The sequence below is a fragment of the Streptomyces sp. WY228 genome (assembly GCF_019287315.1).
Classification (GTDB): Bacteria; Actinomycetota; Actinomycetes; order Streptomycetales; family Streptomycetaceae; genus Streptomyces; species Streptomyces caviscabies.
Window position 1 is genome coordinate 523,547 of record NZ_CP079114.1, and the last position, 15,306, is coordinate 538,852.

General features: G+C 72.1%; 15 protein-coding genes. 6 read left to right on the forward strand and 9 right to left on the reverse strand.

The window, feature by feature from the left end; genetic code table 11:
* Positions 1 to 2: 2 nt before the first annotated feature.
* Positions 3 to 1,217, reverse strand: coding sequence for a geranylgeranyl reductase family protein (locus KV381_RS02235; protein WP_086778572.1), 1,215 nt, complete (start codon positions 1,215 to 1,217; stop codon positions 3 to 5).
* Positions 1,218 to 1,412: 195 nt separating this feature from the next.
* On the opposite strand from KV381_RS02235, the gene KV381_RS02240 reads away from it, so the two are divergent.
* Together KV381_RS02240 and KV381_RS02245 are read left to right on the forward strand one after the other, a co-directional pair.
* Positions 1,413 to 2,777 (forward strand): dipeptidase, encoded by a 1,365-nt coding sequence (locus KV381_RS02240; RefSeq protein WP_218784345.1) that lies wholly within the window; start codon positions 1,413 to 1,415, stop codon positions 2,775 to 2,777.
* A gap of 126 nt (positions 2,778 to 2,903) precedes the next feature.
* Positions 2,904 to 3,590 carry an MBL fold metallo-hydrolase gene (locus tag KV381_RS02245; protein WP_218784346.1) on the forward strand — a complete coding sequence of 229 codons (687 nt, stop codon included), beginning with the start codon at positions 2,904 to 2,906 and terminating at the stop codon, positions 3,588 to 3,590.
* Positions 3,591 to 3,607: 17 nt separating this feature from the next.
* On the opposite strand, the gene KV381_RS02250 is transcribed toward KV381_RS02245, so the two are convergent.
* Positions 3,608 to 4,645, reverse strand: a complete 1,038-nt coding sequence (locus tag KV381_RS02250; protein ID WP_030083569.1) for an NUDIX hydrolase — start codon at positions 4,643 to 4,645, stop codon at positions 3,608 to 3,610.
* A gap of 260 nt (positions 4,646 to 4,905) precedes the next feature.
* On the reverse strand, positions 4,906 to 5,835 hold the full coding sequence (locus tag KV381_RS02255; RefSeq protein WP_030083571.1) for an ROK family protein: 930 nt from the start codon (positions 5,833 to 5,835) through the stop codon (positions 4,906 to 4,908).
* 208 nt (positions 5,836 to 6,043) lie between these two features.
* On the opposite strand from KV381_RS02255, the gene KV381_RS02260 reads away from it, so the two are divergent.
* The gene (locus KV381_RS02260; RefSeq protein ID WP_030083572.1) at positions 6,044 to 7,072 is read left to right on the forward strand and encodes a LacI family DNA-binding transcriptional regulator; all 1,029 of its coding nucleotides are present in this window, start codon (positions 6,044 to 6,046) and stop codon (positions 7,070 to 7,072) included.
* A gap of 66 nt (positions 7,073 to 7,138) precedes the next feature.
* Here the strand turns inward: KV381_RS02260 and KV381_RS02265 are convergent, their stop codons facing one another.
* Complete coding sequence (locus tag KV381_RS02265) at positions 7,139 to 7,972, reverse strand: alpha/beta fold hydrolase (RefSeq protein WP_218784347.1); 834 nt, start codon at positions 7,970 to 7,972, stop codon at positions 7,139 to 7,141.
* 102 nt (positions 7,973 to 8,074) lie between these two features.
* On the opposite strand from KV381_RS02265, the gene KV381_RS02270 reads away from it, so the two are divergent.
* Both KV381_RS02270 and KV381_RS02275 read left to right on the forward strand, forming a co-directional pair.
* Entirely contained in the window at positions 8,075 to 8,623 is a 549-nt protein-coding gene (locus KV381_RS02270) for a CGNR zinc finger domain-containing protein (protein ID WP_218784348.1), read from the forward strand.
* A 233-nt stretch (positions 8,624 to 8,856) separates the two neighbouring features.
* Complete coding sequence (locus tag KV381_RS02275; RefSeq protein ID WP_373460976.1) at positions 8,857 to 9,816, forward strand: hypothetical protein; 960 nt, start codon at positions 8,857 to 8,859, stop codon at positions 9,814 to 9,816.
* A gap of 7 nt (positions 9,817 to 9,823) precedes the next feature.
* Here KV381_RS02275 and KV381_RS02280 read toward each other — a convergent pair whose 3' ends face one another.
* The 5 genes from KV381_RS02280 to KV381_RS02300 form a co-directional block, all read right to left on the reverse strand.
* Positions 9,824 to 11,122 carry an aldolase/citrate lyase family protein gene (locus KV381_RS02280; RefSeq protein ID WP_030083577.1) on the reverse strand — a complete coding sequence of 433 codons (1,299 nt, stop codon included), beginning with the start codon at positions 11,120 to 11,122 and terminating at the stop codon, positions 9,824 to 9,826.
* Positions 11,123 to 11,281: 159 nt separating this feature from the next.
* Positions 11,282 to 12,244: an electron transfer flavoprotein subunit alpha/FixB family protein gene (locus KV381_RS02285; RefSeq protein ID WP_218784349.1), complete on the reverse strand. Its 963-nt coding sequence runs from the start codon at positions 12,242 to 12,244 to the stop codon at positions 11,282 to 11,284.
* A 68-nt stretch (positions 12,245 to 12,312) separates the two neighbouring features.
* A complete protein-coding gene (locus KV381_RS02290) occupies positions 12,313 to 13,098 on the reverse strand; it encodes an electron transfer flavoprotein subunit beta/FixA family protein (protein ID WP_218784350.1) in 786 nt (261 codons plus the stop codon).
* Between the two features lie 196 nt (positions 13,099 to 13,294).
* Positions 13,295 to 13,804, reverse strand: coding sequence for a flavin reductase family protein (locus KV381_RS02295; protein WP_218784351.1), 510 nt, complete (start codon positions 13,802 to 13,804; stop codon positions 13,295 to 13,297).
* 196 nt (positions 13,805 to 14,000) lie between these two features.
* Positions 14,001 to 14,327, reverse strand: a complete 327-nt coding sequence (locus tag KV381_RS02300; RefSeq protein WP_030088960.1) for a thioredoxin family protein — start codon at positions 14,325 to 14,327, stop codon at positions 14,001 to 14,003.
* Positions 14,328 to 14,557: 230 nt separating this feature from the next.
* Between KV381_RS02300 and KV381_RS02305 the strand changes: the two genes are divergently transcribed.
* The gene (locus KV381_RS02305) at positions 14,558 to 15,280 is read left to right on the forward strand and encodes a 1-acyl-sn-glycerol-3-phosphate acyltransferase (protein ID WP_030088958.1); all 723 of its coding nucleotides are present in this window, start codon (positions 14,558 to 14,560) and stop codon (positions 15,278 to 15,280) included.
* The last annotated feature ends 26 nt before the right edge of the window (positions 15,281 to 15,306 follow it).

The following is a 15,306-nucleotide window of genomic DNA, read 5'->3' on the forward strand; positions in this document are numbered from 1 at the left end:
GTCTAGCGGTCCATCGCGGACAGCGCCCGCTGCGCCAGCGGGTGCGTACGGACCAGTTCGGCCAGCGACGTCGTGCCCCGGGTGATGCCCGCGAACGACTTCCACGCCGGGCGGAAACCGGTCAGCACCGCGTGCAGCAGGCCCGGCCTGCGCTCGAACAGCTTGAGCATGCGGCGGCCGACGCCCATCTCCACGCCGAGGCCGGCCTTGATGGCGAAGGCGTAGTTGAGAGCCTGCCGACGGGCGTCCACCGCATCGTGCGACTCGGCGATCCTGACCGCCCACTCCCCCGCGAGGCGGCCCGAGCGCAGCGCGAAGGAGATGCCCTCGCGGGTCCACGGCTCCAGCAGTCCGGCCGCGTCGCCGCAGACCACGACCCGGCCGCGGGAGAGCGGTGAGTCGTCGCTGCGGCAGCGGGTCAGATGGCCCGAGGAGACGGCCGGCTCGAACCCGGCGAGGCCGAGGCGGGCGATGAAGTCCTCCAGATACCGCTTGGTGCCCGCGCCGTCGCCGCGCGCCGAGATGACGCCCACGGTGAGGGTGTCGCCCTTGGGGAAGACCCAGCCGTAACTGCCCGGCATCGGGCCCCAGTCGATGAGCACCCGGCCCGCCCAGTCCTCGGCCACGGTGGCCGGAACCGGGATCTCCGCCTCCAGTCCGAGGTCGACCTGGTCGAGCTTCACCCCGACATGGGCTCCTATCCGGCCCGCGCTGCCGTCCGCGCCGACGACCGCGCGCGCCAGCACCGTCTCGCCGCCGGCCAGCACCACGGCGACCGTTCGCCGGTCGGGCACGGCGGGACCGTGCTGTTCGACCCGCACCACCGATGCCCCGGTTCGCAGCTCGGCCCCGGCCTTCTGCGCCTCCTCGACCAGCCCGGCGTCGAACTCCGGGCGGTTGATGAGCCCGAAGAGCATGCGCCGGGAGCGGCGGGTGCGCGACAGCTTGCCGTTCAGCGAGAAGGTGACCGCGTGGATACGGTCCTTCAGGGGCAGTTCGAACCCCGGCGGCAGGGCGTCCCGCGAGAAGCCGATGATTCCCCCGCCGCAGGTCTTGTAGCGCGGCAGTTCCGCTTTCTCCAGCAGCAGGACTCTTCGGCCCGCCACGGCTGCCGCGTACGCCGCCGATGCGCCGGCCGGTCCGGCGCCGACCACGACGACGTCCCACACGGACGACTCTTCCGGCTCATGTCCGGCGTCTGCGTTCTCGCTGCTCACGATGTGCTTCTGCTCCCGATCCGACCAGTGGCCCCAAGCTGCTCACGGCATCCTACGGCGCGTTCCGGCCAAGCCCTCCTGTGGGAGGATCGGCCATGATTTCGTCGTACATGCGTCGCCGCACGAACGGCGTCGTACACGGTCGCGTACCTACCGCGCCCTACCCATAACGTCGCACCCACGAGGAGCGTGCCCATGACCGCCCGTCCGATCTCTGAGACCGTCGCCTCGTTGATGCCCCGCGCCCGGGAGGAGCTGGCCGAACTGGTGGCGTTCCAGTCGGTGGCGGACCCGGCGGTGTTCCCGAGGAGCGAGTGCGAGGGCGCGGCGAGGTGGGTGGCCGACGCGCTGCGCACCGAGGGGTTCACCGACGTCGCGCTCCTGGACACCCCCGACGGTACGCAGTCCGTCTACGGTTTCCTGCCGGGGCCGGCCGGTGCGCCGACCGTGCTGCTCTACGCCCACTACGATGTGCAGCCGCCGCTGGACGAGTCGGCCTGGATCTCCCCGCCGTTCGAGCTGACCGAGCGGGACGGCCGCTGGTTCGGCCGGGGTGCGGCCGACTGCAAGGGCGGGTTCATCATGCACCTGCTCGCGCTGCGCGCCCTCAAGGCGAACGGCGGTGTTCCGGTCTCGGTGAAGGTGATCGCCGAGGGCTCGGAGGAGCAGGGCACCGGCGGTCTGGAACGGTACGCGGAGGCGCACCCGGAGCTGCTGGCGGCCGACACGATCGTCATCGGCGACACGGGGAACTTCCGGGTCGGGCTGCCGACGGTCACGGCGACGCTGCGCGGGATGACGATGCTGCGGGTGCAGTTGGACACCCTGGAGGGGAACCTGCACTCGGGGCAGTTCGGCGGCGCGGCCCCGGACGCGCTGGCCGCGATGATCCAGCTGCTGGCCTCGCTGCGCGCCGAGGACGGCACGACCACGGTCGACGGTCTGACCGGTGACGCCGACTGGGACGGCCTGCAGTATCCGGAGGCGGAGTTCCGGCAGGACGCCAAGGTGCTGGACGGGGTGGAGCTGATCGGCGCCGGCACGGTCGCGGACCGGATCTGGGCCCGGCCCGCCGTCACCGTCATCGGCATCGACTGCCCGCCGGTGATCGGCGCGACGCCGTCGGTGCAGGCGAGCGCGCGGGCGCAGGTCAGCCTGCGGGTGCCGCCGGGCCAGGACGCCGCCGAGGCGACGAAGCTGCTCACCGCGCACCTGGAGTCGCGTGCCCCGTGGGGTGCGCGGGTGAAGGTGGAACAGGTGGGCCAGGGCCAGCCGTTCCGCGCGGACATGACCAGCCCGGCGTACACGGCGATGGCGGACGCGATGCGGGACGCCTACCCGGGCCAGGAGATGCAGTCCTCCGGGATGGGCGGCTCCATCCCGCTGTGCAACACGCTGGCGGGCCTCTACCCGGAGGCGGAGATCCTGCTGATCGGGCTGAGCGAGCCCGAGGCGCAGATCCACGCGGTGAACGAGAGCGTGTCGCCGGAGGAGCTGGAGCGGATGTCGGTGGCCGAGGCGCTGTTCCTGCGGAACTACGCGGAGTCGAAGAAGGCCTGATCGCCACGGTGCCGGCAGCCCGAGGCCGCCCTCCTGCCGAGAGGCCCCAGGGCCCTGCGCCCTCGGCGAAGTCGCCCTGGGCGTAGATCCGTGCGGCGGACGTCCGCCGCTGCGTACGTTCGCCGCATGGATCTCGTCGAGGTACTTCCCCAGCTGCACATGCTCCGCTTCCGGATCGGTCAGGCCTACCTCTGGCGCGACGGACCGGAGCTGACGCTGATCGACGCGGGCGACGTCGAGTCGGCCGCCGCGATCGAGGACGCGATCCGCTCGCTCGGCCACGCCCCGGCCCGGATCCGCCGGATCGTCCTCACCCACGGGCACCGCGACCACTTCGGTGCCGCGCAGGAGCTGGCGGACCGGTACGGCGCCGAGATCATCGCCCACACGCTGGACGCACCGGTGATCCGGGGCGAGCGCCCCGTACCGGAGCCGGACCTGCTGGACTGGGAACGGCCCCTGTACGCACACGGGCTGACCTGCCCCGAGGCCCCGCCGACCCGGGTCGACCGCGAGGTGAAGGGCGGCGAGGAGCTGCCGTTCGGGGACGGCGCGCGGGTGGTCCACGCCCCCGGTCACACACCGGGCTCCATCGCCCTCCATCTGCCGCGCCACGGCGTGCTGTTCACCGGGGACACGGTCGCCTCCGTGGAGCGGGTGATGCTCGGCGTCTTCAACGTCGACCGGGCCGGGGCGGCGGCCACGTTCCGGCGGCTGGCCGCGCTCGCGCCCCGTACGGTCTGCTGCGGACACGGCGACCCGCTCACCGAGAACGCGGCCGCGCTGATGGAGGCCGCGGCCAACGGCACGTGAGCGGCGTGTGTCGCCGCTCAGCCCACCGGCACCCCCGCCTCGAGGTTGAGCACCGTCGACCGCTCGCGCGCCCGCAGGGCCCAGCGCAGCCGTTCGTACCGGGTGGGCGGCAGCATCCCCGCGGCCTCCTCCTCGGTGACGAAGCGCCAGCCGCGCAGCTCGGAGCCGGGCAGCAGCAGCCGGCCCGCGTCCTCGGAGCGCAACAGGCCGCCGTCGAAGAGGAACCGCAGTCCGCCGTAGCCGGGCGGCCGGGGCGACTCCCAGTCGACGAGCAGCAGTTCGGGCACCCGGTCGAGGCGGAGGCCTATCTCCTCGGCCACCTCACGGATCCCGGCCTGCGCCGGGGCCTCGCCCGCCTCCACGACCCCGCCGGGGAACTCCCACCCCGGTTTGTACGTGGGGTCGACGAGCAGCACCCGGTCCTGCTCGTCGAAGAGCAGCACCCCGGCGGCCACCGTCTCGCCGGTCGGCTCGGGGCTCTGGACGATCGGGCAGGGCGCGGCGCTCCCGGTGCGCACGGCGTCCGCGATCCGCTCGGCGGTCTCGCGGGGCGTGAGAGCGCTGTTGTCGACCACATGCGCGTCCTCGGTGATCCAGCCGAGGGCGTCGCGGTACGGGCCGATGTGCTCGTACGCCCACCGGCGCACCCGTTCGCTCTGTTCCTCGTCGCCGGGAAACTCCTCGCGGCCCGCGATCCGGCTACGCAGGATCGTTTCCTCAGGTGAGAGCGCCACATGCCGGACCGGGATGCGCCGGGAGGCGAGCCCGCCGAAGATCTCGTCGCGGTACTCCTGTCGCAGCAGGGTCATCGGCACCACCAGTACCCCGGGCACCTCGGCGAGCAGCGCCGCCGCCGTGTCCACCACGAGCCGCCGCCAGATCGGCAGGTCCTGGAAGTCGGTGACCTCGGCGAGTCGCTTCTGCGGCAGCAGACTGCGCAGCCCCGCTCCGGTGATCTCCGGGTCGTACAGCGTGCTGTTCGGGATCAGATCGATCAGTTCGCCCGCGGCGCTGGTCTTGCCCGCACTGAACGCACCGTTGATCCAGACGATCACGGTTCCCCCTCTTCCGTAGCCCCCTGTGGCTTGCCCGCAACACCCTGCCGCGGAAACCCCGCGACGGCGACGGCGTTGACCGGATGCGGTCGCCCGGGGCGATCGAAGGCCGAAAAGACCCGGGGCGCGCCGTGCGACGGAGGCCGCGCGGGATCCTGCGGCGAGGCGCGCGGTGGACGGGAGCGTGCCCGGGAGATGCCCCAGGGGGCGCCCGGCCTGACGAACCGGGCGCCCCCTGGAAACCGTTGCGGCCCCGGCGGCTAGCGCAGCGCGATGGCCGCCGCGGCGGCCCCGACCAGACCCGCGTCGGTGCCCATCACGGCGGGCGCCACGGTCAGCCGCCGGAGGTAGGAGAGCGTGGCGTACTCGCGCAGACTGCGGCGCAGCGGCACGAAGAGCACGTCGCCGGCTCCGGCCACACCGCCGCCGACCACCGCGATGTCGAGGTCCGCCAGGGTGGCGGTGGCGGCGATACCGGCGGCCAGCGCCTGGGCCGCGCGCTCGTAGGAGGCGACGGCGACCGGATCCCCGGCGCGGGCGGCGACGGCCACGGCGGCGGCCGTCGCGTCGCCGTCCGGTCCGGGCCGCCAGCCGTTCTCCAGGGCGCGGCGGGCGATGTTGGGGCCGCTGGCGATGCCCTCGACGCAGCCGCGCGCGCCGCAGGGGCACGGGTCGCCGTCCAGGTCGACGCTGATGTGGCCGATGTGCCCGGCGTTGCCCGAGGGGCCCGGCCGCAGGGTGCCGCCGAGGACGAGGCCGCCGCCGACACCCGTCGACACGACGAGACAGAGCGCGTTGTCGTAGCCACGGGCGGCGCCGAGCCAGTGCTCGGCGGCCGTCATCGCGACCCCGTCGCCCACCAGCGCGACCGACAGCCCGCCCGCCGTCTTGCGCACCCGCTCCACCAGCGGGAAGTCCCGCCAGCCGGGGACGTTGACCGGGCTGACAGTGCCGGCGGCGGCGTCCACCGGACCGGCACTGCCGATGCCCACGGAACCGGCTCTGCCCCACAGCGGCGAGGCCATCAGCTCGCCCAGCACCTCGTCCACCGCCCCCATGACCGCCTCGGCGCCCTCCCGGGCGGGCGTCGGCCGCTGCGCCCGTACGAGGAGGGATCCGTCGCCGTCCACCAGCGCTCCGGCGATCTTGGTGCCGCCGATGTCGAGCGCGGCGACGAGGTCGGTATGCATCGGTGTGGGCTCTCCGGATCGGTGAAGGGGCGGGACCTGCGGGTTCCGTCCACAGTCTGCACAGTCTCCATTCTGTTGACAACGTTGTCCAGGGCCTATGCTCGACGCCACAGCCTCCGATCGCCCCCGCGGCGCCCCCAGTCGGGCCCCGCCCGGCCCGGCCGGAGCACCCGCAGCCCCGCCCGTATCCGACGACAGGACAGCGCACGTGGACCGGACCGCCCGTCATTCCGAGACCCGTTACGGCAACCGGCCGACCATGAAGGACGTGGCGGCCCGCGCCGGAGTCGGCCTGAAGACGGTCTCCCGGGTGGTGAACAGCGAGCCCGGCGTCACGCCCGACACCGAGCGGCGCGTGCAGGAGGCGATCGACGCGCTCGGCTTCCGCCGCAACGACAGCGCCCGCGTGCTGCGCAAGGGCCGTACGGCATCCATCGGACTGGTCCTGGAGGATCTGGCGGACCCGTTCTACGGTCCGCTGAGCCGCGCGGTGGAAGAGGTCGCCCGCGCGCACGGCGCACTGCTGATCAACGGTTCCAGCGCCGAGGATCCGGAGCGGGAGCAGGAGTTGGTGCTGGCGCTGTGCGCCCGCCGCGTGGACGGTCTGATCGTGATCCCGGCGGGCGACGACCACCGCTATCTGGAGCCGGAGATCAAGGCGGGCATCGCCACGGTCTTCGTGGACCGCCCGGCGGGCCATGTGGACGTCGACATGGTGCTCTCCGACAGCTTCGGCGGGTCCCGGGAGGGCGTGGCGCACCTCATCGCGCACGGTCACCGCAGGATCGGCTTCATCGGCGACCAGCCGCGGATCCATACGGCCACCGAGCGACTGCGCGGCTATCACACCGCCATGCGGGAGGCGGGCATCACCGTCGAGGACGACTGGGTCTCCCTCGGCTCCACCGAGCCGGAGCGCGTGCGGGCCGCCGTGGAGGAGATGCTCGCCGGGCCCGAGCCGGTCACCGCCCTGTTCGCGGGCAACAACCGGGTGACGGTGACGGCGGTCCGGGTGATCGCGGAGCGGGAACGGCCGGTGGCGCTGGTCGGGTTCGACGACATCGAGCTGGCCGATCTGCTCGGCATCACCGTGATCTCGCAGGACGCGGCGGCGGTCGGCAGGACCGCGGCCGAGCATCTGTTCCGCCGCCTCGACGGGGCGGACCACGCCACGGCACGGGTGGAGCTGCCGACGACGCTGATCCCGCGCGGCTCGGGCGAACTGCCCCCCGCCTGAGCCCCGTCGGGGCCGCTACGGCCCCTTTCAGCCCCGCCGGCCCCCCGCCGGCCTCCGTCGGACCCGTCAGACCTCTGCGCCGACCGGCCGGAACTCCCGGGTCAGCAGGGCCAGCAGCTGCGCGGGGGCGTCCTCCTGCACGGTGTGGCCCGCGCCCTCGATCCAGTGCAGTTCGGAGTGCGGGATCAGGGCGTGCAGCTGCTCGGCGAAGGGCGCCGGCAGGAACCGGTCCTCGCGGCCCCAGATGATCCGGGTCGGCACCGGCACGGTCCCCAGCAGATGCTGGAACGCGTCGGTGTCGGCCTGTTCGGCCTGCCGGTACTGGCGGTAGTACGCGGCCCGGCCGCGCTCGCCGCGCCAGGGTTCGAGATGGGCGGCCAGCACGTCGGGCCGGTAGCCGGTGTGGGTGGCGTGGCGCAGATGGCTCTCGACCAGGGCCTCGTGGGCGTAGCCGGGGAGTTGTTCGAAGAGCCGCGCGTTCTCCCGGATGAGCCGGAAGAGTCCGGTGCCCCACTCACCGCAGGCCACCGCGTCCACCAGGGTGAGGTCCGCGTACCGCGCCCCCTCCAGGAGCAGCGCCCGCAGCGCCACGGTCCCGCCGATGTCGTGGGCGATGACGCGCGGTCGCTCCAGGCCCCAGTGGTCCAGGAGCCGGGTGAACACCTTGGCCTGCGCCGCCGGGCCGACGTCCTGCCCGTCGCGCTGTTCCGACTGCCCGAACCCGAGCAGGTCGAAGAGGTGGACGCGGTGGTCGCGGGCGAGTGCCGGTGCGATGTCGCGCCAGATGATCGAGGAGAACGGGGTGCCGTGCAGCAGGACGAGCGGCTCCCCCTCCCCCGTCACGTCCCAGCGCACCGCCCCGTCCGGAGTCTCGAACGTCCTGGTCAGCTGCCCGTTCATGGTGTGCCTCCTGAGCTGCGGGTGGGAGGGGCGGAACCCCCGCCGGACTTTCGACGTTACCAGCACAAGCCGGTTGTCGGTAACGTTGGTAAAGTGGTGATCATGCGAAGGAACCCTGCACCCGCGGAGCTCGGACTCGTCGAGGAGTTCTGCAACACCGCCACCCATCTCCATGGCGAGGACGACCTCGCCCGGCCGGAGTCGGCGACCCGGTGGCTCGGTGCACACGGCTTCCCGGCCCTGAGCGACCCCGGAGACCTGACGTCGCTCGCGGAGGCCCGGGAGACCGTGCGGGCCTTCCTGGTCGAGCGGACCTCACCGGAGGCGGTCGACGCCCTCAACCGGCTCGTCGCCACGGTCGCGGGTGCTCCGGCCGTACGCCCCGACGGCGCCCTCGCCCTGCGGCCGGCCTCCGGCGGGGCGGTGGCGGAGGTGATGCGCCCGGTGCTCGAAGCCCTTCTGTTCCACGGCCTGACCGGGCGTCACGCCAGCCGCCTCAAGGCCTGCGCGGCTCCGGAGTGCCGCTGGGTCTTCTACGACCGGGCGCCGTCGTCGAACGGCCTGTGGTGCGACATGGACGTGTGCGGCGCGCGGCACAAGATGCGCGCCTACCGCGCCCGTGGCGGCGCGGCCGCCCGCCGGGACGCCTGAGGACCTTCGCGGGGTACGACGAGGGCGTCCGGGGCCGTTGGGGTGGCCGCCCGGCCCGCCGTGGCGTGGTGCCGCCGGATCGGTGCGGGCGATTCCTGACGTCGGCGGGCGGCACTCGAGAGGGCGTGTCCGCCGGATCAGGGCCGGATACGCCGCGCCACCGGCCACGGCCCGCCGGACACGCCCCGGGCCCGTACGGCATCGGCAGCACGTCCAGAACAGGTGCGTACCTCATGAGACTTCTCGTAACAGCCCCATCGGCGTCCAGGGCTACCGGCGGGCCGGGGGCGGACGCCCCGAAGCCGGTCCACGGGCGGCCGCGCTGGCGACTCCCGGTGCTGGCGGCGGCGCTGCTGCTGTGCGCGGCGCCGATCGCCTCCGCCGCGCCCGGGACGGCGGACGGGCACCCTCCGGCGCACGGTGCGGCGCCCCTGTACATCTCCGACTACACCGACAACACCGTGCTGCGGCTACCGCCCGGCGGCGGCGATCCGGTCACGGTCCCGGCCGACGGCCTGACCCGCCCGACCGGGATGGCGCTCGACGCCTCCGGGGACCTCTACATCGCCGACACGGGCAACAACCGGGTCGTACGCGTGCCGGGGGACGGAGGTCCGCAGGTCACCGTGGACACCACCGGCCTCTCCCGCCCCATCGGGCTGGCCCTGAAGGCGAACGGCGACCTCTACATCGCCGACAGTTTCAACGACCGGGTGGTGATGGTGCCCGCCGACGGCAGCGGCCAGGTCACCGTCCCCACCAGCGGGCTGCTCCATCCCAACGGGCTGGCCCTGGACGGCGCGGGGAACCTCTTCGTGGCGGACTTCGTCAACGACCGGGTGGTGAAGGTCCCGGCCGACGGCGGCCCGCAGACGACCGTGCCCGCCACTGGGCTCTCCCAGCCGACCGGACTCACCTTCGACGGACGAGGAAACCTCTTCGTCTCCGACAGCGGCAACGACCGGGTGGTGGAGCTGCCGGCGGACGGCGGGCCGCAGCGGACCGTTCCGGCGACCGGGCTCAACTCCCCGTACGGCCTGGCCTTCGACCCGGCGGGCGCGCTGTACATCGCGGACTTCAACAACGACCGCGTGGTGAAGCTGCCGGAACGCGGCGGGCAGCGCACACTGCCCGTCGCCGGCCTGCACACCCCGGCGGGACTGGCCGTTCCGCCGGGGCGCGACGCCTACTGACGCCGCCCTACGGGGCGGTGACCGTCAGGTCTCCCCGGCGCGGCGAGGCGAAGGCGTCCAGGTCGGCGCGGGTCAGGCCGGTCAGCCGGGCGACCTCGGCGGTGTCCAGCGCGCCGCAGTCGATGCCGCGCAGCAGGTAGCCGCTGAGCGCCTTGGCGGTGGCGGGCTCGTCCATGACGTCGCCGCCCGCCTTGGCCACGTAGGCGGCGAGGCGCGCGGCGGCGGGCTCCAGGCCCTCGCGGTAGAAGGCGTAGACGGCCGCGTAGCGGGTCGGCAGGTGGCCGGGGTGCATGTCCCAGCCCTGGTAGTAGGCGCGGGCCAGAGCGCGGCGGGTGAGGCCGTAGTGGAGCCGCCAGGCCTCGTGGACCTGCTCGGTCGGGCCGACGGGCAGGACGTTGGTCGAGCCGTCGGAGACGCGTACGCCGGTGCCCGCGGCGGCGACCTGCATGACGGCCTTGGCGTGGTCGGCGGCCGGGTGGTCGCTGGCCTGGTATGCGGCGCTGACGCCGACGCAGGCGCTGTAGTCGAAGGTGCCGTAGTGCAGTCCGGTGGCCCGGCCCCGCGCGGCGTCGATCATGCGGGCGACGGCGGCGGTCCCGTCGGCGGCGAGGATCGACTGGCTGGTCTCGATCTGGATCTCGAAGCCGATCCGTCCGGCGTCCAGGCCGTGGGCCTTCTCGAAGGCTTCGAGGAGCTGGACGAAGGCGGTGACCTGCTCGGGGTACGTGACCTTCGGCAGGGTCAGCACGAGCCCTTCGGGGAGCCCGCCCGCCGCCATCAGCCCGCTGAGGAAGACGTCCGTGGTGCGAATACCCCGGTCGCGGACACCGGCCTCCATGCACTTCATGCGGATGCCCATGTACGGGGCGGCGGTGCCGTTCGCGTACGCCTCCGAGACCAGCCGGGCGGCGCGGGCGGCGGCCTCGTCCTCCTCGGCGTCCGGGCGGGGGCCGTAGCCGTCCTCGAAGTCGATGCGCAGGTCCTCCACGGGCTCGCGCTCCAGCTTGGCGCGCACGCGGTCGTGGACCGGCCCGGCCAGTTCCTCGGGGATGCCGAGGACGGCGGCGAACGCGGCGGCGTCGGGGGCGTGTTCGTCGAGGGCGGCCAGCGCCTGGTCGCCCCAGGAGCGCAGGGTGCCGGGCTCGAAGACGTCACCGGGCACATAGACGGTGTGCACGGGCTGGCGGGTGCCGGGATCGCCCGGGTAGCGACGGGCGAGCTCCGCGTCGACCGCCGTGAGGGAGGCGCTGATCTCCTCGCTGACCGCACCGGCGAGGCTCGTTGCCACCTTCTCCTGCTGACCCATGACCGTACCCTCCACGCTCTCGCTGTTTCCGCTTCCCGGAATCAACAATCCGTATAGTGAAGTTATAAGGCCGCTCGACCTGCGTCAATGGTCGCCCGGAACGGCCCTGGGCCGCACGGTGGGTTCACCGTGCGGCCCAGGACGGGGTGGTACGAGTGATCAGCCCTTGCGGGTGTTGATCTCTTCGGTGAGCTGGGGAACGACGGCGAAGAGGTCGCCGACGACGCCGTAGTCGACGAGTTCGAAGATCGGGGCCTCGGCGTCCTTGTTGATCGCGACGATCGTCTTCGAGGTCTGCATACCCGCCCGGTGCTGGATCGCGCCCGAGATACCCGAAGCGATGTACAGCTGCGGCGAGACCGACTTGCCCGTCTGCCCGACCTGCGAGGTGTGCGGATACCAGCCCGCGTCCACCGCCGCACGCGACGCACCCACCGCAGCACCCAGGGAGTCCGCGAGCGCCTCGATCACGGGGAAGTTCTCCGCCCCGTTGACCCCACGGCCACCCGAGACCACGATCGCCGCCTCCGTCAGCTCCGGACGACCCGTCGACTCACGCGCCGTACGCGCGGTCACCTTCGTACCCGTCGCACTCGCACCGAACGACACCGACAGAGCCTCCACGGCACCCGCGGCCGCAGCCGGCTCGACCGGGGCGGAGTTCGGCTTCACCGTGATCACCGGAACACCCCTGGAGACCCGCGACTTCGTCGTGTACGAAGCGGCGAACGCCGCCTGCGTCGCCACGACACCCTGCTCACCGGCCTCCAGATCGGTGGCGTCGGTGATGATGCCCGAGCCGACCCGCAGCGCCAGCCGCGCAGCGATCTCCTTGCCCTCCGCGGAGGACACCACCAAAACCGCCACCGGCGACACCGCCTCGTAGGCGGCCTGCAGCGCATCGACCTTCGGAACCACCAGATAGTCCGCGAACTCCGGGGCATCAGCGGTCAGCACCCTCACCGCACCGTGCTCACCCAGCACACCCGCGGTCGCCTCCGCACCCGCACCCAGCGCCACCGCGACCGGGTCACCGACACGACGCGCCAGCGTCAGCAGCTCCAGCGTGGGCTTACGCACCGCACCGTCCACATGATCGACCAGAACAAGAACTTCAGCCATGACAACGCACTCCAGACGAGAAGAAACGAGACAGAGAAGGAGAGAGGCAGAGAGGGAGGGGGAGGGGCCTAGATGAACTTCTGGCCCGCGAGGAACTCGGCGAGCTGCTTGCCGCCCTCACCCTCGTCCTTCACGATCGTGCCCGCCGTACGCGCCGGACGCTCCGTCGCCGAGTCGACCGCGGTCCACGCACCCGCCAGACCCACCTCGTCCGCCTCCAGCCCCAGATCCTCCAGATCCAGCGACTCCACCGGCTTCTTCTTCGCCGCCATGATCCCCTTGAACGACGGGTAACGCGCCTCACCCGACTGGTCGGTCACCGACACCACCGCCGGCAACGACGCCTCCAACCGCTCCGAGGCGGTGTCACCGTCACGACGCCCCGTCACCACACCCCCCGCGACCGCGACCTCGGAGAGAAGCGTGACCTGCGGGACACCCAGACGCTCCGCCAGCAGAGCCGGCAGCACACCCATCACACCATCCGTGGAAGCCATCCCGCAGATCACCAGGTCATAGCCGGTCTTCTCCACCGCCTTCGCCAGCACCAGCGACGTCCCCATCACGTCCGTGCCGTGCAGATCGTCGTCCTCGACGTGAACCGCCTTGTCCGCACCCATCGACAACGCCTTGCGCAACGCGTCCTTGGCATCCTCCGGACCCACCGTCACCACGGTGATCTCCGCATCATCAGCCTCGTCAGCGATCTGCAACGCCTGCTCGACCGCGTACTCGTCCAGCTCCGACAACAGACCGTCGACATCCTCACGGTCCAGCGTCAGGTCATCGGCGAAATGCCGGTCACCGGTCGCGTCGGGCACGTACTTCACACAGACAACGATCCTCAAGCTCACGCCGGCTCTCCTACTGCATCGTCATTTCCGGGCTGCCTTGTTGCACGCAGCATAGGCGCCTTGTCGGGCCGAATCCGGTCAGGACGACCGAGGCTCCGCGCCCGATATTACTCGCCAGTACACCCAGTCTCGTACCCGTGAGCAAGCGCTGTGCACTGTGACCTTGCCGACCCGGCGGGCCCGTGCGTGCGTGACGTCAGTCTCGCAGAGCCGTGAACCGTCCCTGGTGGTAGACCAGCGGGCGATCGGCCCCGGCGGACGCTCCGGCCACGACCTCGGCGATGACGATGCGGTGATCCCCGGCCGGGACCCGGGACACGACGCGGCAGACCAGCCAGGCGGACACGCCGGCCAGCAGCGGAACGCCTTCGGGGCCACTGCTCCAGTCGGTCGACGGGCCGAAGCGGTCGGCCCCGCTGCGGGCGAAGGTCGTGGCCAGTTCCCGCTGGTGCTCGCCGAGTATGTGGACGCCGACGTACTCGGCCCCGGAGAGCACGGGCCAGCTGGATGACGACGTACCGATGCCGAAGGAGATCAGCGGGGGTTCGGCGGCCACGGAGGTCAGCGAGGTGGCGGTGAAGCCGACCGGACGCTCCCCCTGGGCCGTGATCACGGCCACTCCGGCGGCATGGCGGCGGAAGACCGAGCGGAAGAGTTCGGGCGTGGCGGCCGTCGGGGCGGGGGCGAGATCGGGCGTTGCCGTCATGGACGTGTCCTTCTGCGGGAGTGGCGTACAGGTCCGTGGGTGCTCAGACACCCGGACAGCGCGCACTCGCGTGGCGTGCGAGATCCACATGGACCCGGCCGTAAAGAAGGAGTTCTGGCGGCATAACGTCAGACTGACGATGCGTGGTGGGCACAGTCAAGTGTGTTCCGGAATGTGGGAGATGCGTCACGGTCCGTCATATGGCGTGCCCCAGCGCCGCGACGACGTCGACCGTGCGGGGCTGACCGGATGCCCGGCGGACCACCTCGCCCCCGGCGTCGAGCACCAGGACGGTCGGTGTCTTCGTGATGTCCAGCTGCCGCACCAGATCGAGGTGGGCCTCGGCGTCGACCTCGATATGGGCGACGCCGTCGACCATCCCGGCCACCTCGTGGAGCGTGCGGCGGGTGGCCCGGCACGGCTGGCAGAAGGCGCTGGAGAACTGGACGAGCGTCGCGCGTTCCCCCAGTTCCGCGCCGAGTTGGGCTGCGTCGAGCCGCTCTCCGTGTGTGCCGCGGTCCACCTGGTGCCTCCTGATCAGAGCTCTTCGTAAGGGGTCAGCACCGGCCGCCGCCCGGACATTCCCGCAGCTCCCGGCGGACGCGCACGTGACGAGAATCTCGCGCCCCGAGTCCGCCGGGACTGGCCAGCGGCTCCCTCATGGGGCACCATCGCCACAATGCCGAAAACCTACGGCTGCGTAACTTCCGCCGGGAGAACCCTCCCCAGGCACTGAAGAAGGGTCTTCCCCAGATGGCAGAACTCGTCTATCGACCGGTCATCGGCGCCGCTCGCACCATGTTCAAGGCGCTCGACCTGAAGATCGACACTCAGGGTTCGGAGCACATCCCGAAGACCGGTGGTGCGGTGCTGGTCAGCAATCACATCAGCTATCTCGACTTCATCTTCACCGGCCTGGGCGCCCTGCCGCAGAAGCGGCTCGTCCGGTTCATGGCGAAGGAATCGGTCTTCCGGCACAAGATCTCCGGGCCCCTGATGCGGGGAATGAAGCACATCCCGGTCGATCGCAACCAGGGCGAGGACGCGTACGCCCACGCACTGCGGTCGCTGCGCTCCGGTGAGATCGTCGGCGTCTTCCCCGAGGCCACCATCTCGCAGTCCTTCACGCTGAAGAGCTTCAAGTCGGGCGCCGCGCGCCTCGCCCAGGAGGCCGGGGTTCCGCTGATCCCGATGGCGCTCTGGGGCACGCAGCGGATCTGGACCAAGGGACGGCCGCGCAACTTCAAGCGCAGCCACATCCCGATCACCATCCGCGTCGGCGAGCCCCTGGAAGCGCCCGCCGACCAGTACGCCGGTGCGATCACCCGGCGGCTGCGGGAGCGGGTGCAGGAGCTGCTGGAGGCGGCGCAGCGGGCCTACCCGGTGCGCCCGAAGGACGCGAGTGACACCTGGTGGGTGCCGGCCCATCTCGGCGGTACGGCCCCGACCGCCGCCGAGGTGCGCGAACTCGGCTGACGGCCGCCCCTCGTCGGGGCGGCGTC